The sequence below is a fragment of the Bacillus sp. LUNF1 genome, from assembly GCF_011008975.1.
GTDB lineage: Bacteria > Bacillota > Bacilli > Bacillales > Bacillaceae > Bacillus > Bacillus velezensis.
Window position 1 is genome coordinate 3,105,696 of sequence record NZ_CP048876.1, and the last position, 22,495, is coordinate 3,128,190.

The 22,495-nt window shown below is 47.1% G+C and carries 21 protein-coding genes and 3 pseudogenes; 4 read left to right on the top strand and 20 right to left on the bottom strand.

What is annotated here, in order from left to right:
• Positions 1–16: 16 nt before the first annotated feature.
• Positions 17–343 carry a YuzD family protein gene (locus G4O42_RS15345; RefSeq protein ID WP_017419453.1) on the bottom strand — a complete coding sequence of 109 codons (327 nt, stop codon included), beginning with the start codon at positions 341–343 and terminating at the stop codon, positions 17–19.
• Between the two features lie 79 nt (positions 344–422).
• Here G4O42_RS15345 and G4O42_RS15350 point away from each other — a divergent pair, with 79 nt between their 5' ends.
• Complete coding sequence (locus tag G4O42_RS15350; protein WP_169510385.1) at positions 423–758, top strand: NifU family protein; 336 nt, start codon at positions 423–425, stop codon at positions 756–758.
• Between the two features lie 41 nt (positions 759–799).
• Here the strand turns inward: G4O42_RS15350 and G4O42_RS15355 are convergent, their stop codons facing one another.
• From G4O42_RS15355 to cotNH, 5 genes are all read right to left on the bottom strand, one after another.
• Positions 800–2,776 carry a S9 family peptidase gene (locus tag G4O42_RS15355; RefSeq protein ID WP_032876739.1) on the bottom strand — a complete coding sequence of 659 codons (1,977 nt, stop codon included), beginning with the start codon at positions 2,774–2,776 and terminating at the stop codon, positions 800–802.
• Between the two features lie 103 nt (positions 2,777–2,879).
• On the bottom strand, positions 2,880–3,809 hold the full coding sequence (gene thrB / locus G4O42_RS15360; RefSeq protein ID WP_032876737.1) for a homoserine kinase: 930 nt from the start codon (positions 3,807–3,809) through the stop codon (positions 2,880–2,882).
• Entirely contained in the window at positions 3,806–4,864 is a 1,059-nt protein-coding gene (gene thrC, locus G4O42_RS15365; RefSeq protein ID WP_032876733.1) for a threonine synthase, read from the bottom strand. The genes thrB and thrC overlap by 4 nt, the downstream gene beginning before the upstream one ends.
• Complete coding sequence (locus tag G4O42_RS15370) at positions 4,864–6,165, bottom strand: homoserine dehydrogenase (protein ID WP_007613551.1); 1,302 nt, start codon at positions 6,163–6,165, stop codon at positions 4,864–4,866. The genes thrC and G4O42_RS15370 overlap by 1 nt, the downstream gene beginning before the upstream one ends.
• Before the next feature lie 201 nt (positions 6,166–6,366).
• Positions 6,367–7,383: a spore coat-associated protein CotNH gene (cotNH, locus tag G4O42_RS15375; RefSeq protein ID WP_007613555.1), complete on the bottom strand. Its 1,017-nt coding sequence runs from the start codon at positions 7,381–7,383 to the stop codon at positions 6,367–6,369.
• Positions 7,384–7,537: 154 nt separating this feature from the next.
• On the opposite strand from cotNH, the gene G4O42_RS15380 reads away from it, so the two are divergent.
• Positions 7,538–8,038, top strand: coding sequence for a phosphatidylglycerophosphatase A family protein (locus G4O42_RS15380; RefSeq protein ID WP_032876729.1), 501 nt, complete (start codon positions 7,538–7,540; stop codon positions 8,036–8,038).
• A gap of 27 nt (positions 8,039–8,065) precedes the next feature.
• Here G4O42_RS15380 and G4O42_RS15385 read toward each other — a convergent pair whose 3' ends face one another.
• The 4 genes from G4O42_RS15385 to lipA form a co-directional block, all read right to left on the bottom strand.
• Entirely contained in the window at positions 8,066–8,836 is a 771-nt protein-coding gene (locus G4O42_RS15385; protein ID WP_032876727.1) for a TIGR01457 family HAD-type hydrolase, read from the bottom strand.
• A 33-nt stretch (positions 8,837–8,869) separates the two neighbouring features.
• Positions 8,870–9,304 carry a DUF86 domain-containing protein gene (locus tag G4O42_RS15390; RefSeq protein WP_032876724.1) on the bottom strand — a complete coding sequence of 145 codons (435 nt, stop codon included), beginning with the start codon at positions 9,302–9,304 and terminating at the stop codon, positions 8,870–8,872.
• A 25-nt stretch (positions 9,305–9,329) separates the two neighbouring features.
• Complete coding sequence (locus tag G4O42_RS15395; RefSeq protein ID WP_003151928.1) at positions 9,330–9,605, bottom strand: YutD family protein; 276 nt, start codon at positions 9,603–9,605, stop codon at positions 9,330–9,332.
• A 217-nt stretch (positions 9,606–9,822) separates the two neighbouring features.
• A complete protein-coding gene (lipA, locus tag G4O42_RS15400; RefSeq protein ID WP_003151923.1) occupies positions 9,823–10,719 on the bottom strand; it encodes a lipoyl synthase in 897 nt (298 codons plus the stop codon).
• A 202-nt stretch (positions 10,720–10,921) separates the two neighbouring features.
• On the opposite strand from lipA, the gene lytH reads away from it, so the two are divergent.
• Positions 10,922–11,899, top strand: a complete 978-nt coding sequence (lytH, locus tag G4O42_RS15405; RefSeq protein ID WP_032876720.1) for an L-Ala--D-Glu endopeptidase — start codon at positions 10,922–10,924, stop codon at positions 11,897–11,899.
• Positions 11,900–11,936: 37 nt separating this feature from the next.
• Here lytH and yunB read toward each other — a convergent pair whose 3' ends face one another.
• The 6 genes from yunB to G4O42_RS15435 all read right to left on the bottom strand — a co-directional run bounded on the left by yunB (position 11,937) and on the right by G4O42_RS15435 (position 17,743).
• Positions 11,937–12,695: a sporulation protein YunB gene (gene yunB / locus G4O42_RS15410; protein WP_032876717.1), complete on the bottom strand. Its 759-nt coding sequence runs from the start codon at positions 12,693–12,695 to the stop codon at positions 11,937–11,939.
• Between the two features lie 126 nt (positions 12,696–12,821).
• On the bottom strand, positions 12,822–14,216 hold the full coding sequence (locus G4O42_RS15415; protein WP_032876713.1) for a bifunctional metallophosphatase/5'-nucleotidase: 1,395 nt from the start codon (positions 14,214–14,216) through the stop codon (positions 12,822–12,824).
• A 17-nt stretch (positions 14,217–14,233) separates the two neighbouring features.
• Positions 14,234–15,055, bottom strand: coding sequence for a sulfite exporter TauE/SafE family protein (locus tag G4O42_RS15420; protein ID WP_032876710.1), 822 nt, complete (start codon positions 15,053–15,055; stop codon positions 14,234–14,236).
• 19 nt (positions 15,056–15,074) lie between these two features.
• The gene (locus G4O42_RS15425; RefSeq protein ID WP_007613564.1) at positions 15,075–15,926 is read right to left on the bottom strand and encodes a DUF72 domain-containing protein; all 852 of its coding nucleotides are present in this window, start codon (positions 15,924–15,926) and stop codon (positions 15,075–15,077) included.
• Between the two features lie 26 nt (positions 15,927–15,952).
• On the bottom strand, positions 15,953–16,306 hold the full coding sequence (locus tag G4O42_RS15430; protein WP_007613566.1) for a YunG family protein: 354 nt from the start codon (positions 16,304–16,306) through the stop codon (positions 15,953–15,955).
• A gap of 72 nt (positions 16,307–16,378) precedes the next feature.
• Positions 16,379–17,743, bottom strand: coding sequence for an allantoinase (locus G4O42_RS15435; protein ID WP_032876707.1), 1,365 nt, complete (start codon positions 17,741–17,743; stop codon positions 16,379–16,381).
• A 179-nt stretch (positions 17,744–17,922) separates the two neighbouring features.
• Between G4O42_RS15435 and G4O42_RS15440 the strand changes: the two genes are divergently transcribed.
• Positions 17,923–19,518 (top strand): PucR family transcriptional regulator, encoded by a 1,596-nt coding sequence (locus G4O42_RS15440; RefSeq protein WP_032876704.1) that lies wholly within the window; start codon positions 17,923–17,925, stop codon positions 19,516–19,518.
• Positions 19,519–19,690: 172 nt separating this feature from the next.
• Here G4O42_RS15440 and G4O42_RS15445 read toward each other — a convergent pair.
• The 4 genes and pseudogenes from G4O42_RS15445 to G4O42_RS20025 all read right to left on the bottom strand — a co-directional run.
• Positions 19,691–20,016, bottom strand: a pseudogene (locus G4O42_RS15445) (XkdF-like putative serine protease domain-containing protein); the annotation flags it as partial.
• A 389-nt stretch (positions 20,017–20,405) separates the two neighbouring features.
• Positions 20,406–20,654, bottom strand: a pseudogene (locus tag G4O42_RS15450) (hypothetical protein).
• Between the two features lie 100 nt (positions 20,655–20,754).
• On the bottom strand, positions 20,755–21,837 hold the full coding sequence (locus G4O42_RS15455; RefSeq protein ID WP_032876701.1) for a hypothetical protein: 1,083 nt from the start codon (positions 21,835–21,837) through the stop codon (positions 20,755–20,757).
• 70 nt (positions 21,838–21,907) lie between these two features.
• Positions 21,908–22,264, bottom strand: a pseudogene (locus tag G4O42_RS20025) (DNA (cytosine-5-)-methyltransferase); the annotation flags it as partial.
• Positions 22,265–22,495 lie beyond the last annotated feature (231 nt).

The window sequence follows — 22,495 nt, forward strand, 5'->3', positions numbered from 1 at the left end:
CGATCAGCGGCCATTTTTAAGAGCCTGCAACATAGCCGCGCTTTTCCATTTCTTCATATATATCTTTTAAATGCGGATTCCCTTCCCCCACAATGACATCCTCCACCAGCACGAGCGGGTAGAAAAATTCATCGTTTCTGATGCGCTCCGCAAGCTCTTCTGTCTCCTTTTGCTGAGGCGGTGCGTCAATATCAATATACCGCATGTTAAAAGGCTGCTCCGGATATTTCCGTTTCAGCGCCGCCTCCAGCCATTCAAACGTATCTTTGGCGCTCGGCATATTCACGCAGCTTGCGCAAAGCGTTTCAGCGCCGTAAACACTGAGCGTAACCGGCTTTGTCATGTATATCATCCCCTTTACACCAGTATACAAAGGACGGAGCAGCTTTTGTATAAAAAACGGTTTTTATGTTCAAGTTTAAATATGCTATAATGGGGAAAGCAGCTTTGCAAACCAAACATTAGATTTTTACCGTTACTGTGAATATAATGGTTTTATGTATATGAAAGGAGCGAATCTCATGACTGAGGTTGAAATGAAAGAGCAAGTACAGGAAGTATTGGATAAATTACGTCCGTTTCTGCTTCGTGACGGCGGTGACTGTGAGCTTGTTGACGTAGACGAAGGCATCGTAAAGCTTCGCCTCCTTGGCGCATGCGGCAGCTGCCCAAGTTCAACGATTACGCTGAAAGCCGGAATTGAACGCGCCCTTCTTGAAGAAGTACCGGGTGTCGTTGAAGTAGAACAAGTATTTTAATCATAAAACCAGGCTGCATGACAGCCTGGTTTTTTTATTTTTTACAAATAGTCATCAAACCATGAACAAATATAACGGATGCGTTTCATCCGCTGTTCCGGATGGCCGCTTCTCGACAGCTCATGCGTGGCTTTCGGAAACCGGATGAACGACGTCGTTTTGTTCAGTTTCTTCAACGCGGTAAAGAGCTGCTCGGCCTGCTCTATCGGACAGCGGTCATCTCGCTCACCGTGCAGAATCAAAAGCGGCGTCGAAACGCGGGACGCATATTTTACAGGAGAACGATCCCAAAGCTTATCCGCTTCCTCAAACAAATCATGCCCGAGCTGCCAGTCGGTAAAAAAGAAACCGATATCGCTGACACCGTGGAAGCTGAACCAATTTGAAATGGAGCGCTGCGTGACGGCTGCTTTAAAACGGTCTGTCTGCCCGACAATCCAATTCGTCATAAACCCTCCGTAGCTTCCGCCCGTCACACCGAGACGGCCGCTGTCAATAAACGGATACGCCTGAATGGCTTCATCCACCGCCTGCATGACATCACGGTAATCTCCGCCTCCGTAATCACCCCTGACACGATTGACAAAATCCTGCCCGTAGCCATGGCTTCCTCTTGGGTTGACATACACGACAGCATATCCTTGTGCGGCCAGCACTTGGAATTCGTGAAAATACGTATGGCCGTACATCATGTGAGGCCCGCCGTGTATGTATAGAATGAGGGGATAAGTTTGATCTTCTTCAAAAACGGCGGGCTTTAAAAACCAGCCGTTTACCGTCTGCCCGTCCTTTGTTTCATATTGCAGCTTTTCCGGCACGGATATGATACGCTCCTCAATAAACCGATCATTGTCAAATGTCAATTGCTTCTCTTCCCCATCTTCAAGTGAAATGCTGTAAAGCTCGGAAGGCTGTGCGGGTTTGGCAATGACAGCGATACAGCTTTTCTGATCAGGATGAAAAGCAAAACCGTTCACATACTCTTCTTCTAATCGGATCGGATATACGAGGCCGTCAATCGAGATATAATAAATACCGGTGCTTCCCTGCTCGCTCCCGAGAACGTAAAAGCCCTGCCCGTCGTTTGTCCATACCGGCCGGGGCGTCACTCCTCCTATGATTGAATCCGCAATCAGCGCATCGCTCAAATGAACATCCAGCATGTCGGTCAGGCAGGACAGCCGCTCAGTTTTCACGTCGTACAGCCACGCTTTTTCTAAAGTCGCATTGCGAAATTCATTTTCATGGCCCAGCATCGCGATATAAGAACCGTCCGGTGAAAACACGCAGGAACCGAAAGAACCGCGGTGCGGCGTAATCTGCTTCAGGCTTCCGTCCGCCAGATTCATCAGATAGACATCGCTCGGCTTTCCGGCGTCACCCGGCTCGTATAAATTGGCGGTAAACGCAAGCTGCCTGCCATCCGTTGAAAAGGCCGCGCCATAATGATCCGCTTCATGATCCGTCAGCTGCTGAATCTCCCCCGTTTCAAGATGAATCAGCACAAGCTGGACCCAGCTTCCGTTCAGCAGGCCTTTCCCGTCACGTTTATATGTTAATGACTGGATGTCAACCGGCTCATACTCGTCATGCTTCTTTTTTTCTTTCTCATCGGCGCGCTCCGCTGATGTCAGACTGACGGACACAAGCACGGATCTGCCGTCGGGCGCCCATATCGGATCTGATACACCCCAAGGAATATCGGCCGCCTGCTCCGCCTCTCCGCCGGCAGCGTCGATGATGTACAGCTGAGGGATGCCGTTCTCCCTGTCAGAAACAAAGGCGAGTCGCCGTCCGTCAGGCGACCACCGCGGACTTGTATTTCTGTTGTCCCCGAAAGTCCAAGGGTTTGAGATGCCGGATTCTGTGTCATATACCATAATGGCTGAGGAATAGGCATCACGCTTATGATTGACTGTTGTCCGGACGTAAGCGGCTCTTCTGCCGTCAGGGGCATATTGCGGGTCTGTCACGGATACGAGAGTCGCAATGTCCTCCTCGGTTATGAGTTTTTTCAAATCGTTTCTCCTCCTTTTCTTTTTTATTTCGCTTCCCTAAATAAAAATCCTTCTCCAGAAAAAGAAAGCGTCCTTCTCTGATGGGAAGAACGCTTTTTTATCATTATACACTTTTCACCTGCTCTAAAGGATTCCGTTCAATTACGCTTCCTTCTGACGGGACGGTAAGCGCCGCAATCTCACAGTGGGGGAAATGCTCAGAAAGCTGTTTTCTCAGCTCTTCTCCCTTTCCTTTTTCAATCAGGACAAGAATCGTCGGTCCCGCTCCGCTCAGCGCCGTTCCGTAAGCGCCTTTCATTTCGGCCGCATGTTCCACCTTTGAAAGCTCAGGAACAAGCATGGCGCGGTACGGCTGATGGAGGATGTCTTTTCTCATCATTTTCCCGGCGAGCGCCCAGTCATTTGACATGATCGCAGCAACGAGAAGGTTGCTGACGGCGCTTGCTTTAACGGCGCGTCGATACGGCAGCTCTTTCGGGAGCACGTCTCTTGCGTCCCTGGTCAGAACTTCGTAAAACGGAATGACTGCCACAACGTCGATATCCGCTTCGGCAACACGCACGATATGTGTTTCACCTTCTTCGTGAAGGCCGATCACAAGCCCTCCTGCAAGGGAAGCAGCGGCATTATCAGGGTGCCCCTCTTCAAGACTGGCTAAGTGCAGTTTGTCGCTTTCCGACAGCTGCAGGCCGCATAACTCATCCGCAAGCTCAATGGCGGCGACGATAGCGGCCGCGCTGCTTCCGAGACCCCGTGCAAGGGGGATGTCACTCCATACTTTGACATGGGCGGGCGGCAGCTCTTTTTGATAGCGGTCAGCCGTCCGTTTGGCGACTTGGTAGATGAGGTTGTCCGTTCCTTGAGGGATGCCCGCGACAGTTTCGGTTTCCGCCGAGAACTGCCATTCATCGTTTCGGAAAACCGAAAGCTTCAAGTATCTGCTGAGCGCCATCCCGACGGAATCAAACCCGGGCCCTAAGTTGGCTGTGCTTCCCGGAACCGTAATGGAAAACAGCATCTCCGCCTCATTCATACACGCGCCGCTCCATTTAAGTATTCCAGTATGCTGTCCTCATCTGTCGGCAGCGTGATCGGTTTTATGTCAGATACGTCTACAGCCGTGTTCGGATCTTTCAGGCCGTTTCCGGTCAAAACTGCGACAACCTTGCTGCCTTTTGGAATTTCACCGGATTTCACCTGTTTCAAAACGCCGGCGATGGATGCACAGGAGCCCGGTTCGGCAAACACGCCTTCTTCACGGGCAATCAGCTGATAAGCGTGAAGAATTTCTTCATCTGTGACTTCATCAATTTTTCCGGCTGATTCCTCCGCAGCGAGCACGGCTTTGTCCCAGCTGGCGGGATTCCCGATTCGGATTGCCGTCGCAACGGTTTCTGGATTTTTAATGACTTCGCCGCGGACGATGGCCGCAGAACCTTCCGCCTCAAAACCGCGCATTTTCGGAAGTCCGGTGCCCTTTTTCTCATGATATTCTTTGAACCCTTTCCAGTAGGCCGTGATATTCCCGGCGTTACCTACCGGGATCGCCAGAATGTCCGGCGCTCCGCCGAGCTGTTCGCATACTTCAAAGGCCGCTGTTTTTTGCCCTTCAATCCGGTAAGGGTTTACTGAATTCACTAATGCAATCGGTGATTTTTCACAAATCGACCGGACGATGGCCAGCGCGTCGTCAAAGTTTCCGTCAATCGCAATGATTTCCGCACCGTACATGACGGCCTGCGCAAGTTTTCCGAAGGCGATTTTTCCGTCCGGGATGATGACGATGCATTTCATGCCGGCTCTCGCCGCGTATGCCGCAGCCGCCGCGGATGTGTTGCCTGTAGAGGCGCACATGATGGTATCATTGCCTTCTTCTTTCGCTTTGGCGACCGCCATGACCATGCCGCGGTCTTTAAAGGATCCCGTCGGATTAACGCCCTCTGTTTTCACATGCAGTTCAATTCCGAGCTTTTCGGAAAGCTTCGGCAGGTGAATCAACGGCGTGTTGCCTTCATGCAATGTCAGGGCCGGCGTCCGATCCGTCACCGGCAGAAATTCTTTATATTGATGGATGAGTCCTTTCCACATTAGCTCCAACCGTTCCCTTCTACGCGATATGTGCTTTTTACTTCTTGTACGACTTCGAGGTCATTTAAGTTTTGCAGAATGTCACTGAAATCTTCTTCCGATGTATGATGCGTGACGATGACGATTTCCGCGAGGTCGTCGTGGCCTTTAATCGGCAGCTGCAGAATTTTTTCAAAGCTGACGCCGCGCTCTGAGAAGGCCGATGTGATTTTTGAAAAAGAGCCGACCTGGTCTTTGACGTGAATTCTTAAAAACTGCTGGGCATAGATATCAGACGGCTGCTTCAGATTTCTTTCAAACTGCGGGGCGACAAAGCTGTTTCCGTTTACGCCGAGACGCATGTTTTTCATGACCGCGACCAGATCGGAAACGACCGATGTCGCAGTCGGCATGCTTCCGGCTCCGGGGCCGTAAAACATCGTTTCGCCGACGGCTTCTCCGTACACGTAAACGGCATTAAACTCGTTATGCACCGCAGAGAGCGGATGATGATCCGGAAGCAGTGTCGGCTGAACGCTGACTTCGATTTTATTGTCATCACGCTGGGCGATGCCGATCAGCTTCATCGTATAGCCGAGCCGTTTGCTGAAGCTGATATCTTCATCCGTAATCCGGGAAATTCCTTTTACTTTGACATCGTCCAGATCAACGTCCATAGAGAAGCCGAGACGGGCTAAAATCGCCATCTTGCGCGCGGCATCGAGCCCTTCTACATCGGCGGTCGGGTCCGCTTCCGCGAATCCGAGATCCTGCGCTTCCTTCAGCACTTCTTCATACGGGCTTTTTTCTTTAATCATTTTCGTTAAGATGAAGTTCGTCGTTCCGTTGACGATTCCCATCATTTTTGTGATCCGGTCAGAGGAAAGGCCTTCTTCGAGCGTGCGTAAAATCGGGATTCCGCCGGCGACACTCGCTTCATAATACAAGTCACAGCCATTTTCCTTTGCGGCGGCTAAAAGCTCCGAGCCATATACGGCGATCAGATCTTTATTTGCGGTCACAACATGTTTTTTCGCTTTCAAGGCGTCAAGAAGATATTGCTTCGTCTGTTCGACACCGCCTATGACTTCAATAATCACGTCGACCTCAGGGTCATCGATTACATCATAGACTTCTGTCGTCAGCACTTCTTTCGGCAGGTCTGCGTCTCGTTTTTTATCAATATCTTTAACTAGCACTTTTTTGATCGTCACCGGACAGCCGACCTGGTGCATAAGCTTATCCTGATGATCTTGTATAATTTTGACGACTCCGCTTCCCACGGTTCCCAGTCCTAACAGTCCAATACGAATCGCTTCCAAAGAGAAACTCCACCTTTCTTCCTTTCGTCCACTAGAAAAGGACAATTGTTAACCCTTCACAGACATTTAAGTTACAAATATTATATAAGCCCGTATTTGTTTTGACAAGCGGCTGAATATTGTTTCTACGGCTATGAAAACGCTTAACACACTGATATGACAAGATTCCCTATTTTCTAAATATTTTTACGTCATATTTTCTTACGAACTGATTCCTTTTCCGAGCCACGCCACAGGCGGGACAAAAACCTGCGCCGACCTGACATTCATCATGTTGTGACATGTCTGTAAAAACTGTTCATAGCGGGTGCAGTCGGCAAGAATGTAGTCAAGCTGCTCTTCGTAAAACTGTTTTTCAGAATCATGAGAAATGTAATAGCTCTCCACCGTCTCGAAGAAATGGAGCGGAAACAGCAGGCGGCTGTAAAACAGGCGCTTGGAAAAGGAGGATAACGGCGTAACTTGCTCATATTCCTGCAGAAACAAAAAACCATCTTTGAGCAGGTCGTCACGATGATACAAATATGTGCTGCGCATATATTCCGCAATATCACGGGCGGCATGGTCGAATACCCAATCGCCCGGAATGCGGATCAGTGATTCCTCCGACCAGGTATCCCGTTCCATCCGCTGATGGCAGATTGTCCCCGAGTCTTCTGCGCCGGGATTGTCATCCAGCTCCGTATCCACTAAATATTGAATGGCGTTTTCCGCTAAGCCCGAATAATAAGGAAATGCTTCGATCATTTTCTTTTCGAACGGTTCAAGCGGAGACATATGAATTTTCTGCATCCAGAATGATTCCAGCTGATCCACCCGTTTTCCCCATAAGTCCTTCCATTGGCCGATCCTGCCCGCTTCTTTCACTTCGTACGGAAAACCCCGCCCTTTTCTGTGAAATTCGGCAAGCTCCCCTCCGACAGAAAACGACCGGTTTGAGACGGGAATCGGCGCTTTTAAGAGCGCATACGTTTTGCCTTCGTCCTCAAAGGTCAGTTCTCCTTCCTTCGTAAAGATAAACACTGAAACGTATGGGTCACTTTGTTCTTGTAAATACTGACTCATGTAGTAAAGCTCCGTCAGCTCTGATTGCGAAAACCCGGAAACGGGAATTATAAGAAAGAAGGAATTAGGCGTCTGGAAGCATTGGTATTTCTGATAAACGGAAAGCTGTCTGACGTGGATGCCGTACTTTTCTTTAATGATGCTTTTCATCATAATCACCTGCCTGAAAAATTAGAGCTATTCACATCGTAGTCATACGCCGGCGGAATTATGAATACATATTGTAATCCTTTGAATCAAGTGGAGAAACATCGTACACATCGGAAGGATGTTGTATAAACTAGTAAAAAAAGATTGGGTGAAGCAAATGTCAGAAAAGGAACAACTGAATCAGGTGGAAGCTGTCGCCAGGGCGCGTTTAAAAGAACGGGGGGTTGAGACGGCCGATATCGCCGAGCTGGTGTATTTCCTTCAAAAAAAATATCATCCTGATTTGACGATGGAGGTATGCAGGCTCAATGTGGACCGTGTCATCGCAAAACGCGAGGTGCAAAACGCCATTTTAACAGGAATAGAATTAGATGTGCTCGCCGAACAAAAAAAGCTGTCTGAACCGCTTCAGACCATTCTGGCGATTGATGAAAGCCTGTATGGGGTTGACGAGGTGCTCGCCTTCTCTATCGTGAATATATACGGCTCGATCGGCTTTACGAATTACGGCTACATTGACAAAGAAAAACCCGGCATTCTCGGGCGGTTAAATGATAAATCTACGGGCGAATGCCATACGTTTCTTGATGATATCGTCGGCGCAATCGCAGCAGCGGCTTCAAGCCGGCTTGCTCACAGCGCCAGAAATACAGAATAAGGACGGCCGTCATGGCCGTCCCTTTTTTTATAGATGTTCAATCCATTCGGTTAAAGAGTCAATCGCATATGTCGGTTTTTGGTCATAACCGGCCATATGTTCACGCTTTGTCACTCCGGTGTGAACCAGCAGCGTATCCATTCCGGCATTGATGCCGGCCATAATATCCGTTGCATAGTTATCGCCGACCATGAGTGTTTCGGAAATATCCGTTCCGAGCACACGCATCGCCTGTTCCATAATAATGGATTCAGGCTTGCCGATAAAGACAGGCTCAACGCCCGTTGACACCGTCAAAACGGATGTGAGCGAACCGTTCCCTGGTAAAAGCCCTCTTTCAGTCGGAATGGCGACGTCGCCGTTTGTTGAAATGAACCGGGCACCGTTTCTGATCGCAAGGCATCCCGTTGCCAACTTTTCATATGTAATGCCGCGGTCGATTCCCACAACGACAAAGTCCGCGTTTTCTTCTCCGAAGCTCAGCCCGTTTTCTTCAATGGCCTGACGGATGCCTTCTTCGCCAATTACATACACCGACGCGTGTTTTTTCTGCTGGGCGATATGCTGCGCAGTCGCCATGCTCGTCGTGAAGACCTGCTCTTCAGATGCCGGAATGTCAAAGCTCATCAGCTTGTCCGCCACCTGCTTCGGCGTCCGGGAAGAATTGTTCGTCACGAATAAATACGGAATGCCGCGCGCTTTAAGCGTTCTCACGAATTCACACGCTTCTTCGATTTTTTCCGTCCCGTTGTACATTGTGCCGTCCAAATCTATCAAATATCCTTTATAATCCTTCATACTCAACACTCCTGTGGATTTTCTCACTCGTTGTTATTTAAATGCGGAAACAGGCCCTAATTCTGATTCCAGGTAGGTTCTTACACGGGCCGGAAAGGCTTTCAGCACATCTCTGTTTGACGTGATCAGCGTAAACAGCTCCTGATGGTCGGCATGCTGATATTCCTGGACAAGCTGCTTTCTGGAAGAGATCAGCTGCTTCAGCTTATTCCCTTCATCCTCAGCTACCACCTTTTCATCCGTCAGAATATCCATGATGTCGTCATAACTGCCCGGATCGCGCATGATAAAGCCGTCAATCATATCATTTCCGACATCGAGAATGCATTCGATCATAAGATGGCTGATCCGCTCAAGCGCCCTTTTTTCGATTTCGCTCTGCCATGCAGGCGTGCTGTCAAACAGCGCCAGCTGGGTCTCAAAAAAACGGAGTGTTTGTTCGATATTATTTCTGTCAACAAAATACACGTGACAGCATCCCCTTCTGCATCAATTATTTTCTGATTCGTTTTAAAACAAAATACGCGCAGCCGAAATTGCAGTATTCGTAAATGTATTCGTCCAATGTGCTGATTTTCGTTTCAAAGGTTGCTTTTTGATTCTGGTCATCAAAGAAGCCTTTGAGCCGCAGCTGACTGTATCCCCAGTCTCCCACAATGTAATCATATTTATTTAATATGTCCGAATAGCGGGCTTTGAACGCTTCTTCATTAAAGCCGTTTTTAAAATCGTGTACGAGTTCAAACTCGGCATTTTGAATAAGAATCATGTCTTCACCTCTTTTATCACTCTTTACTATCATAATTCATTGACTTCTGTCCATCAATTGCAAAATGAGACGGTTCGGACGGACGGAGAATTTTTCCTCTTTATATCCAGTGTAGCGGTTCAGACGATCCTTATTCAAGAATGACTTTTTCCCTGCAAAAACGGCTCCATCACAAAAAACCCAAAACCTGCGGCGTTTTGGGTTTTTTCGGCTTATCTTATGCTTGGGCCTGACGTTTTTTAGACGCTTCGTTCACTTGTTCATCCGCATGGTAGGAAGAACGGACAAGCGGGCCTGCTTCACAGTGGCTGAAGCCTTTTTGCATCGCGATTTCTTTCAGTTCGGCAAATTCGTCCGGATGATAATATTTTTGGACTTTTAAATGTTTTTTCGACGGCTGCAGGTATTGGCCGATCGCCATGATGTCGACATTGTTCGCAAGCAGGTCGTCCATCACTTCAATAATTTCTTCCTTCGTTTCGCCGAGACCGATCATAATGCTTGATTTCGTCGGGATGTCAGGCTGCATTTCTTTCGCACGGCGCAAGAATTCCAAAGAACGGTCATATGTTGCGCGGGCCCGGACTCTCGGTGTCAGGCGGCGGACGGTTTCAATGTTGTGGTTCAGAATATCAGGACGGGTATCCATTAATGTTTTCAGGTTGTCGTAATTTCCGCCCATATCGGATGGCAGCACTTCAATTGTCGTGAACGGGCTTTTTCTGCGGATCGCCCGGACCGTTTCCGCAAAGACGCCTGCTCCGCCGTCTTTCTGATCATCACGCGCTACGGCCGTGATGACGGCGTGTTTTAAATTCATCAGCGCGACGGAATCAGCTACGCGTTCCGGTTCCTGCAGATCCAGCTCAGTCGGCAGTCCCGTTTTTACAGCGCAGAAGCGGCATGCTCTCGTACAGACGGAACCGAGAATCATGAACGTCGCCGTACGTCTGACAGCCCAGCATTCATGGATGTTCGGGCATTTTGCTTCTTCACATACGGTATGCAGATTATTTTCACGCATTAATTTTTTCAGGCCCGTATAGTTTTCATTCGTGTTCAGCTTTATTTTGAGCCATTCCGGCTTTCTCAGATGCTCGTCTTTCTTTGCCATTTCCCCATCATCTCCATTATCCCTTTATTCATGTTCGTGTGCGAAAAATTTCTATTTCACGATGGATGTAAAACTTGCGGATTTCTATTCAATAGTCACTTTAACATAGGAAAAATTTCTCGACAAGGGAAGAGAATTACTTACATTTTCTCGGATTGTTGCCGCAAACTATGTGTATTCAATCCTGAAAGGAGATCATGTTGTGAAAGTTCTGTTATCTGCTCTTCTCCTTTTATCAGTTTTCTGTCCGGCTGCAAGCGGGAAAGAACAATCGGCTCCTGTTTACGGCGAACGGATGCAGTTGTACCGCAAAGCCGAAGCAGTCACGCAGATTCCTTGGTATGTGCTTGCGGCGGTTGATCAATATGAAGAAAATGTCCGCTCGAACCGAAAGGATCTGCCGGAAAAAGCGGGAATCATCAGCATTTATATTCCGGATCATTTGTGGAGCGGCCCCGAAAATCCAAATCCTAAGGACGATGCGCCTCTCAGCATTAAAGTATTTGACGGGATCGGCCTGGACGGCGACGGCGACGGAAAAGCCGAGGTCAGCAATGATGAGGATATCCTTTATACATTTGCTCAGTATTTAGCGGGATTCGGAACGGATCTTGACCATATCCGCATCGGCCTCTGGAATTATTACCGCCGTGATCAGACGGTCGGCATTATCACCGAATTCATGACACTGTTTAAAACGTTCGGCCGCCTTGATCTCGGAGAGCACGCCTTTCCGCTTCCCGTGAAGACGGATTACAGCTACCGCAGCACGTGGGGCGCCGCCCGGGGTTTCGGCGGGCGCCGGATTCACGAAGGAACGGATCTGTTCGCTCATTACGGGCTTCCCGTCAGATCGACCTGCTACGGTATTGTTGAAATGAAGGGCTGGAACCGTTTCGGCGGCTGGAGAATCGGCATCAGGGATATCAATAACACGTATCACTACTTCGCTCACCTGAACGGCTTTGCAAAAGGTGTGCATAAAGGCCAGATCGTCAAACCCGGAGAAGTGATCGGCTCTGTCGGCAGTTCCGGATACGGACCGCCGGGCACCGCGGGAAAATTTCCGCCGCATCTTCACTACGGGATGTATAAAGATAACGGCAGATCGGAATGGTCCTTTGACCCGTATCCTCATTTAAGGGCATGGGAACGTAAAGAAATCCGCAGGAAAAAGTAAACACACAGCCGCCAGGAAAGATTGCGGCTGTGTGTTTTTATTTATCTTTCTTCTGTTTTTCATTCGGCAGCTGGACGGAAGGCGTCACACCTGACCCGCCGCTTCCGTTATAAAACTGCGGCACCTCTCCTTGAATCGCTTTAATGGAGACCGGAATATTATTTGTCACGACTGAAGTCTTACTGGCAAACGGAATAATGACCTTCACTTTAATCTCCACGAAAATACTGATATCAATCAGGGCATTGTTAATGCCGTACGGCTTTATTTTTGTTTTCACATCAGTTAACGCATCGCCGATCAAGTTAAAGCGCACGGGGATTTTCGGCCCGAGATTTCCGAGAATGCTGTTTCCCGTGACCTGCCCTAAGGGAATATCGATCATAATTTCATCGGCCGTTTTCGCGCCTTTTTCTGTTTCATGCTGCTTATTGTTCGACTCCACTTCCTTCAGATGAGCCTGAAGCTGCTTTGTCACTTTCGCCTTCATGCTGTTGACCATTTGTGTATTAAAATCCATCGTTGTGACTTTTCCGTTTTCATCCGTTTTCATATCGACCATATCTTTCACATTGTCGCTGTGAGACATGTATTCCTCAATGGATTCCGTAATGACCTCTGTCGCCACCCGTTTAGTTTCCATTTCTCCGATGTTCATCAGCACCGGTTTGATTGAGGAGTTGATCATCCAGAGGCTGATGACTGTTGATATGATAAAAAAAGCAAACGACAGAAGAAGCACATATCGAAAAGGCAAAGGCCCTCTCTTGCGAAGAGCGCTCCGGTATCTAGGCAAGAAAAATCCCCCCTTACATATCACAATGTATGCTTGTAAGAGGGGACATAGTATTTTATTTTCACTCTTAAAAAGTCCCGCTTACCTTCACTCGGGTGAAATGGAATGGCGGACAGCTATATGACATTACGGCTGCTGCGCGAGCTTCCAGGCGAGCAGATCTCTTAAAAACTCCGGCATAAAGTATTGCTTTTCTTTTGAATCGCGGATGTAAGGGAACAGCTTTCCGAGTGTAAACATGTCGAGAACGGCAACCGAGTATATCCGCTCCGGATCAATCTCTTCTCCGTTCACTTTCACATTGAGGAGATGCGTCACACCGTCTTCAAGAATGCCGGCCTCTGCCTCCGCTCCGGCATATACCATCCTGCCCATCACTTCCCCGCGGAAGCCGAGGCCTTTTATCCGCAGCTGCTCCATTTGTTCCGAGGCGGCCTGGCTGATTGTTTCCTGGAGTTCCCTTCCTGAAAGACGCACGGCGACCGGATTGATCGGATGAGGGCAGATGCGGTGCAGGTCAAGTTTTGTGACAGGCCCCTTCTGTAAAGGCCCCAAAATGACGCCTGAATTCACCATGCTGACTTCACAGCCGCACCAGCTTTTCAGCGCTTCGGCTAATAGAAGCGGGAGCGGCGATTCCTCAAACCACTTCACGCCGGCTTCTTCATTCAGATTGGCGACTTGTTCGGAGAGCAGGTTTTCCGCTTCCCGTTCTTTCTCTTTCAGAAAAGCCGCCGTATCTTCAGATTCCCCGTGCCAATCAGCCATTTTCTGTACAGATGCCTGTTTGCTGACAATGGTTCGTGATTCACTTTCTATCGTCAGCTCGACACAGCCGACATAGTTCCCGTATTTCTCCGCACATGCAAGCAATACGCCGTTTATGTCCTGTCCGTCCTCAAGAAGGTGGTGCGTATGTGATTCAAGAATGACATCGATGTCCGGAAATTTTTCCGCTGCTGCCCGGTCATCGATCAGGCCTAAATGAGAAAGCAGAATGATGATGTCCGCTTTGCCCTTGATATCGTCAAGTGATTCTTGAATGCTTTTTTCCGCATCCGTCACCGTCCAGCCGAGTTTTTGATAGACGGGATAATACGGCACCGTGACGCCGAGTATGCCGGCGGTCATCCCGTTTTTCAGCGTTTTAATCACGTAGGGCTCGGCCCATTCCGGCCGCTGTCCGTCCGCGTCAAACAGGTTGGACACAATGACGGGAAACGCGGCATGGGTATATAAATCCGCCAGCTCATCGTGAGGCAGCGTAATTCCTTCATTATTCCCGACGGCAGCCGCATCGATCTCAAGCCGGTTTAACAAGCCGACATTCGCTTTGCCGAAGGTCGCTTCCGTTATCATTTGGAATCGGTCCATATGATCGCCGATGTCAAATACGAGTGTTTCCTCCCCGTTTTTTTCATGCTCACTTCTCTTCTGCTCAATATAATGTACGATTTTCGGCCAATTTTCGAAATGGCTGTGCAAATCATTCGTATGATATAAACGGAGCTTCTCTAACATACCATCTCTCCTACCTTTTAGCTGAATATCCCTTGATAAATTAATTCACAGCCGATCAAAATCAAGACGACCCGCATGAAAAGCACGATCGTTTTCGTCTGCACCCGCTTATTGACCCACGCGCCCATTTTGCCGCCGAACCACGCGCCCGGAACGAGGCACAGCGCATACAGCCAATTGACATGGCCCTCTGCGATATGTGACACGGAACCCGTCACGGAGGATAAGAAAATAATGAGCATTGACGTCGCCACAGCCACTTTCGGCGGGAACAAAAATAACAGCATCATGGCCGGAACCATAAGAGAGCCGCCGCCAATGCCGAAAAGACCGCCCAATAAACCGACGAAAAAGGCAATCACGATACCGGTGAAAATACGGTACGAATATGTATAAAGCTCACCTGATTCATCCTCATATGTCCGGATCATGCCTTTATGCGCTTTATTGACCGGTTTTGCTTTCGCCTTCAGCATTAATGTAATGGAAATCAAAATCATAAAAAATCCGAACCAGACGGAAAACGTATGCGCATTAAAAAGTTTAGACAAATACGCGCCGATGATGCTTCCCGGGCCGGAACCGATAAAAAAGATCAGTCCGCTTTTGTAGTCAACGGTTTTATATTTCATATAGGCCAGAGTTGATGACAGTCCCGTAAAAATAATCACCAAAAGGGACGTGCCGATGGCAGTCTGCGGTGTTACGTCATGAAAAAACGGAGTCATCGTGCTTAAATAGAGCATCGCCGGCACGATGATAATTCCTCCCCCAAGCCCGATCAGGCTGCCGACCGTTCCCGCGATAAATCCCAATATGATCAAAATAAGATAAGACATGTGTCTTGAAACCTCTTTTCTAGCTGAATAGGTCGAGCTGCTTCGGAGCAAGCCCGGTATATGAGATATCTAACATTTCAAGCATCTCAAGCCCGTTATCGGCGGCGTCTCCGCCTGAGTTATTGTTGAAGAGCACATACAGATTGCGCGACTGCTTTTTCAGCTCCTGAAGATTGTTTTTCCAATCTTTGAGCTCCTGTTTGTTATAGCGGTATAAATATCTGACCTCACGCCAGTTTTGTCCGCCGTCTGGTTTGATCCAGCCCTGCTTGTTCCGCCCGTGAAAACGGACAAGCGTTTTTTCTTCATCCGTTGCTTTCAGGACGGTCGGAATGCTGCCCTCGCCGATTTGCGGCTCGTCACATATGCTGTGAATCCAGCCTTCCTCCTTCATAAAGGAAAGCGTCTGTTCATAAAATGGCGGGGAAAACCACGACCGGTTGCGGAATTCAAGCGCGCACGGAATATCGCCCATCTGCTGCCTGCACCATCTTAAATATGCGACGTTTTCTTTCTTGCAGTCAAACCACGGCGGGAATTGGAACAGCACCATGGCAAGCTTTCCATGCTCTATATACGGCGATAATGACAGCTTAAACGCCTCAAACATTTCTTCCTTCGATTCAAAGGGAATATCGCCGCGCTGATGGCCCGTCATTCCTTGATATGCCTTAATGACAAATTGAAAAGATTCCGGCGTCTCTTTGACCCATCTTTCATTATTACGGGCGGGCTGTATCGCGTAAAAGCTCGCGTCCAGCTCAACGATGGGAAAATGGGAGGAATACACCTGCAGTTTTTGCGGGCCCGCTGTTTTCGGCGGATAGATGCTGTCATGATCCCCCCACCCCGTCAGTCCGATATAAATCACAATCCTTCACCTCTCACTCTAGTTTATCACAGGTGTTTTTCTCTTTCTGTTTCCATGTTTTTTCTGAATGCACTTTTCAGGAACCGGTACTGATGTTCATTGGTGTCCGAAAATGCCTCATCTCTGGAAGAAAGAATGTGCTGATAGACAATCGGCTCTGAAAACTGACCGCTCGTGAAATCATATATCTCCCCGTCTATTCGGTTATAAAAATGCCAGCTTGTGCCGGTTTTTGTTTTGAGAATGTCACCGCCGTAAACATCTTGGATGACTAAAGCCGTTACGCCGCACTGGCCTTTGGCCGGGCAATCTTCCGTCCATTTTGTACTAGTCTTGCGCGACCAGGATGCCGTTAATATGTTCAAGATTTGATTATACAATGTGTTTTACTCCTTTTTATAAAAAGATACCACGAGACCCGCTTTCCAAACGACAAAAAAAGCCGATTCTCCTCAGAGAATCGGTTCTTTTATTTCAGAAGGCTTCAGGAATGTTCCGAAAGCCCCGCTCTGCTTACCCACGCCATCCTGGTACACACAGCGCCCCTTGCTGTAGGTCGCAGCAATTCGGTATGGAAAGGTGCGGCCTTCATACAGGCTTTGCTTATGTTTGGAAAACATCGTTTCTTTTGTGACGGTAAAAGGTTCCGGCCGGACAATGGCAAAATCAGCGTCAAATCCCTCTTCAAGCCGTCCTTTATTCGTTAAACCGAAGCGCTCGGCCGGTGCTTCGGCCGTCCATCGGGCCACATGTTCAAACGGAATCCCATGATCGATCGCTAATTGAATCATGCCGAGAAGCGTAAATTGGCCTCCGCTGATCCCGCCCCACGACAGAAACATATTATCCTCGCGTTTCAAAGACGGATGACAGGGAGAATGATCCGAAGACACCATATCAATCTGGCCCTCAGCCAAAACTCCGATCAATTCCTCTTTATCAGCCTCTGAACGGAGCGGCGGAGCGCATTTGGCGGCCGCCCCTTTTTTGAGGAAGTCTTCAAAGCTGAATAATAAGTAGTGGGGACACGTTTCAACGGTGACATCCAACCCGTCTTTTTTCGCCTGCTGAATGGAGAGCACGGCCCGTTTCGTGCTGATATGTACAAAATGAAGCGCGCATCCCGTCGCTCTCGCATATTCAATCGCCCGCTGCACAGCCTCGCATTCGGCTTCTTCCGGACGGGAGGAAGCGTAAGCGCGGGCATCAATTTTCCCTTGGAGCGCGTACTCGGCTTCAAGGAATCGGGTGAGGGCGTCGCTTTCTGCGTGCAGGGCCAAAATCTTGCCGCACGCCGCGATTTCCTTCATTCCCTTTAAAAGAGTCCGTTCATCGGCTGATTGAAATTCATCCGTTCCCGATTTAGACAGAAACGCTTTAAACCCGATTGCCCCCGCTTCTGCCATCGGCCGGATATGTTCGGTATATCCAGGCATCAAACCGCCCCAAAGCGCAAAATCAACCGCTGACTTCCGTTCGGCGATTTCCGCCTTTGCCAGCAGGTTTTCAGCAGTTACCGTCGAAGGGATGCAGTTAAGCGGCATATCAAAATAAGACGTACAGCCGCCGGCAGCCAGCATGTTTGAGCCGGTTTCAATGCCTTCCCATTCTTCGCGACCGGGTTCATTGAAATGCACGTGACAATCGACCGCGCCCGGAAACACATACATGCCGTCAGCCTGCACCACTTGTTCCGCGTTTTCGTCAATGCCGGGCCCGATCAAGGCAATTTTCCCGTCCTTGACGGCGATATCGGCCCGCTCTGTCCCGCCTTTTCGCACAGCTTTCGCACCCTTTACAATTACGTCATAGGCCATTTTATCTTCCTCCCTGTAAGGATGACGATTTTCTGTCAGTTTTTATCACAACATGCGTCTATGATTGCCAGTTTACTGCTACTATGATCGTAATACATCAGCAAAACCGCTATAATTTTTGATGATTTTTATTCATATTAACCAATGGTTGTCTTTAGAACCTGAAAGGAGATTGACTGATGAACATTTATGATGTGATGAAGATTCCCGCTTATGAGCGGGCCGCAATAATCGCAGGCAAATCCGGCGGCTGGAGGGAGGTGCAGCACGTCAACATGATGGATGCGCCGGACATCGCTGATTTTTTACATAAAAACGAATTGCTCGTCACGACGGCTTACCACTTGAAGGACCGCCCGCAGCTGTTGAAAGATTTGATCCGCCTCATGGCAAAACGGGGCTGCGCAGGACTGGGGATCAAAACGAAGCGCTATCTTAATGTCATTCCGAAAGATGCCGCGGAGCTTGCCGACCGGTATGAATTTCCGATTATTGAGCTGCCGGAAGACATCCGGCTGGGAGATATCGTCAACGCCACACTGAGCCATATTCTTGATATGCGTTCAAATGAGCTGCAGCAGGCCATTTACGCCCATAAAAAATTCACAAACCACATCATGAGCGGCAAGGGGCTTCAATCCCTGCTTAAGAAGCTCTCAGACATTCTCCGGCTTCCCGTGCTGCTTTTGGATCAGCATACAAAACTCTTATCATCGTCCCACCGCATACCCATTGACACGTCTGTATTGAAAAACATCTGTTATTCCCTTTCCGGGCCTTATTTCACCTGCTTTTCCATGCTGTCCGACAGAAAGGCGTATTCTGTCCTGCCGATTCTGAATGTTGAAAAAAACTGCGGTTATCTGGTGATTCCGGAGCTGGTGCAGACCGCTGATAAAGGCATGATTTTGACAATTGAACAGGCGGCCAACGTCATTTCCTTTGAACTGCTGAAAGAAAATGCCGTCAAACAATTCGGTAGACGGGCGCGCAATGAATTTTTCAGCAATTTCATCGACCGCTCGTTTACCGGCCATGAAGAAATCAAAAGCCGCGCCAAAGAATTCCGGCTCCGCTGGGATCAAAAATACATGTGCATTTGCGGAAAACTTGACCGAAATGAGAAAACGATCAGCTTTACCGAAAATCAGCTCGTTTCTGATCATGTATTTGATCTGCTTGAAGGGGAGCTGTCATCCTTTCCGTTTCCCCCTCATCTCTTTATTAAAGGAAATGTCGGTATTCTTTTAATTGAAGCGACAGACAGCTGGAATGAAATGCACGCGTCTGTCATCAGCTTTTTGGAGCAGTTTCAAAAGCAGGTCCGGGCGCAGTTTAAACGGACTGTCTCCTTCGGCATCTCAAACATATGCCAAAAGCTGATCGACGTCCCTGACGCTTTTACCGAAGCTTCAGACGCCATTTCATCCGGGCATTTGTCCAGAAGCGCGGAGTTTATTCAAATCTATCATGCCAAAGACGTGCCGGAGCTGCTCCGCCTGCTTCCGGCGGAAGATGTGAAGAAGTTTTACGAAGCCACCCTACAAAGCCTGGCCGACCGGCAAAAGGAGGACCAGAGCCTGCTTCATACGCTGTCTGTTTACCTGGAGACCCACTGCCAGATTTCAGAAACGGCTAAGCGCCTGTACGTCCATCGAAATACGGTGATCTATCGTTTAGAAAAATGCGAGGAACTGCTCGGCAAAAGCTTAAAAGATCCGGAGACGACGATGCGCCTGCGGCTCGCGCTGAGAATGCAGCGGCTGATTGGTTAAGGAATCGTTAGAGATAGGGATGCGGGTGTTCTCCCGCATCCTATTTAAGGGGGATTCATTCAGCTAAATCCTCAAAAAATGCTGCCGTCAAAATCAGCTTCCATTGATATCATCAGGCTTTTTCGATATCCGGGATGCAACCGATAATCTCACCCTTTTAAATGTCATCCTAAACTGCCTCGGGAGCCTTTGTCACAAGCACCCATGACCCTTTTTTGATGGTTTCGCCATTTATTTGAAAATCAGCGGGGGGCGATACAAGACTCAACCACTTCACCAACGCCGCCCTGAAAGTCATGCTGCTTGTCAATTTCACGAGCATCTATCAGGAAGCCGTGAGCGGACCTTCTCAATTTCTGCAGCTGTCATAACATCCCCGTGAGCATCAACTGTGTCCGGCTCATAAACGATACCGTTAACAAGTTTTTGCTCGTCTGCTTCTTTCACAAGGATCTTTACTTCCTTGTAAAAGTTCGGATGTTTCTTTGATTTCAAAATGAGTATTTTCTCCTGTTCCGAGTAGGAGAACGTCCTTCACATACATATTTTGTAAATTAACTTTGAAGGAGATTGATTTAAAGTGTATTATTATTACCCACAATATCAACTTGTTCCAATTCCATGTGATTACCGTTACTATTCTCAAAACCAACCTAATGATTATCCTGAATATCCAGAATTTAGGCCGACATTCATACCCGATTCCTTTATTAATGCTTCAATAGAAGGCATATTTGAAAATTCACAAAGAGTTTATATTCGAAATCCTGCTATGGAGGTAGCAAAGTTAGAGTCCTCTATGATTTAATGGCCAATTGGAAGCCGCAAATGTCAACCCTAATAGAATAGTAATTGATTACGGATATTCGTCTCATTCACATAGATAATCAAATTTCCTCATCTTTCTGAAGCTCTATATCGAGCTCTATGAGCTTTATTAAATCGTCCATATTATTCACCTTGATATGGCCACTTTGGAAGTCTTTTACTCACTAGGCGATACCTTTCTGAACGATTTTTTGATATTTCTCTTTAGATTGACTGATGTTCTCTAACAAATCGGCACTATGCAGGAGAAGGAGATTTTCTTTTTCGTCATCAGGATAGTAACTTATGTTCGCTTTTTCTCTTGTCATGCTCCCTGTCCTCTATTACAATATGAATCAGAGCGTGATCATGACAGGGAGCTTTCTCTGTTGTGAATGAAGGGTGTTAGCAGCATCCTCTTTTTATCCACTAAATTATTTCAACAATAAATTCACCTTGATTAGTAATGATAAGTGGAAGCTCTTTACTTTTTAGATATGCAGCGTTTTTCTGCATTTCAAACCTCCTCTGTGTAAAGAATAGTGGTCCTTCTATTCTTTTTGTGTGTTCATCATTTAACCCCATTAGAAAATCAGCTACAGAAATTATATATTTTTGAACAATTTCTGAATTTCTCGGACAAGCATATTTATAACTAGCCAAAAGTTGTACTGATTTTCGGAATTCTTCAATATTGTTTCTTCGGAATCCTTTTTCATTAATAGCCTCACAAACTGCATAAATGACTCCATAAAACATAGCCCTGGGATTATTCCCTCTTTGAAAAAAAGGTAGAAGAGACTTTTCATTTTTTTCATCAACATATTTAGATAATTCTAAAACCAAGGTTTTATAATCGCCCTTAAAGACACCTGCATCTACAAAGTCTCTTTCTGACTCCAAATCTGAATATACTTTTCTTGGGAAATATTCTTTTCCCATAAGTAATTCTTCAGTTGACACAAACTTATTTATTATTTCATCCCATCCTGACCATGTAATATTGAAGTAATCAATTGAAGGAATATATCTATCACCATCGTAAGGAATCATAATGTGAACTTCTGTATCACCTGTTGTATAGTGATCCCAACCAGCGATCCATACTGTCCTTCTATATGTGTTTACTATAGGATCAAACCCTAAGTTTTTTTCTTTAATTTCTTTTAAACAACTTATCGTTTCTTTTAGTATTTCTAGTATTTTATCTGTAGAGGTCTTATATGTTGGACTATGTTTAGCATTATTGTATAGTTTTCTTAATTCATGTAGTGATGTTTTTAAATCCTCAGATAGCCCAAATTTTGAAAGACCATTAATGAGGCTGAAAAAATTTTCCCTATTTTTCTCACTTTTGTAAATAGATTCCTTTAAAAATCCCTCAAGGACTGAACCGACATCTTCAATATAATTTAATAGATCTCTAATAGTATGATGAGTTGCTAAGGTCTGAAGAACTTCATTATAAACCTGTGAAACGGTATCAATTACAATATCTATTTTATATCTCATATTAGCTACTCTCCTTTAATATCAACTGATCTACATTAGATTAAAATCAGTCACTTAAAGAACAGAAGTTCTATACAATTTTTAGCCATTGCAAATAAATCTGTTCCGCAATCCTCTTCATCATGATAGGTGGGACGCTCATTCCACAAACAATACTGTTTGTTAGCGTCCATGAAATCATAATCCAATGGGAACGACTGCATTAAGATGATATCCCGTTCAGAGATATAGTAAGGTTCATAACGTATGAAAACAGAGTTACTGGCCAAAGTAGGCGCACAAGACTGTTTTTGACCAGGACAGTATTGAAATGACTTTCTTTCCCCTCTGTCCTTTTCGTTATATCTCCTATAGTGATATCTGACGGGCGCCGCTTCACCCATCGCCTATATGTTTTAGAGGTCTCTGTCAGCTTTGATCCCTGACCTCAACGGGAATGGATTTTATTATCATATTTTAACCTCCAAACAAAAAAGCATCCCGTTTACGGGTGCTTACCCTATTATTGTATATTTAATAGAGCTTCTGCCGCAGCCTATCCCCAACATGGATCGTTAACAACAGTCGTAAACACTTTAAGCAGGCCACTCTCTCCAATCTCATAGTTTAAATTTTGATACGTAGAAATGACTTTCTCCTAAAGGAAAGAGGAAGTGCT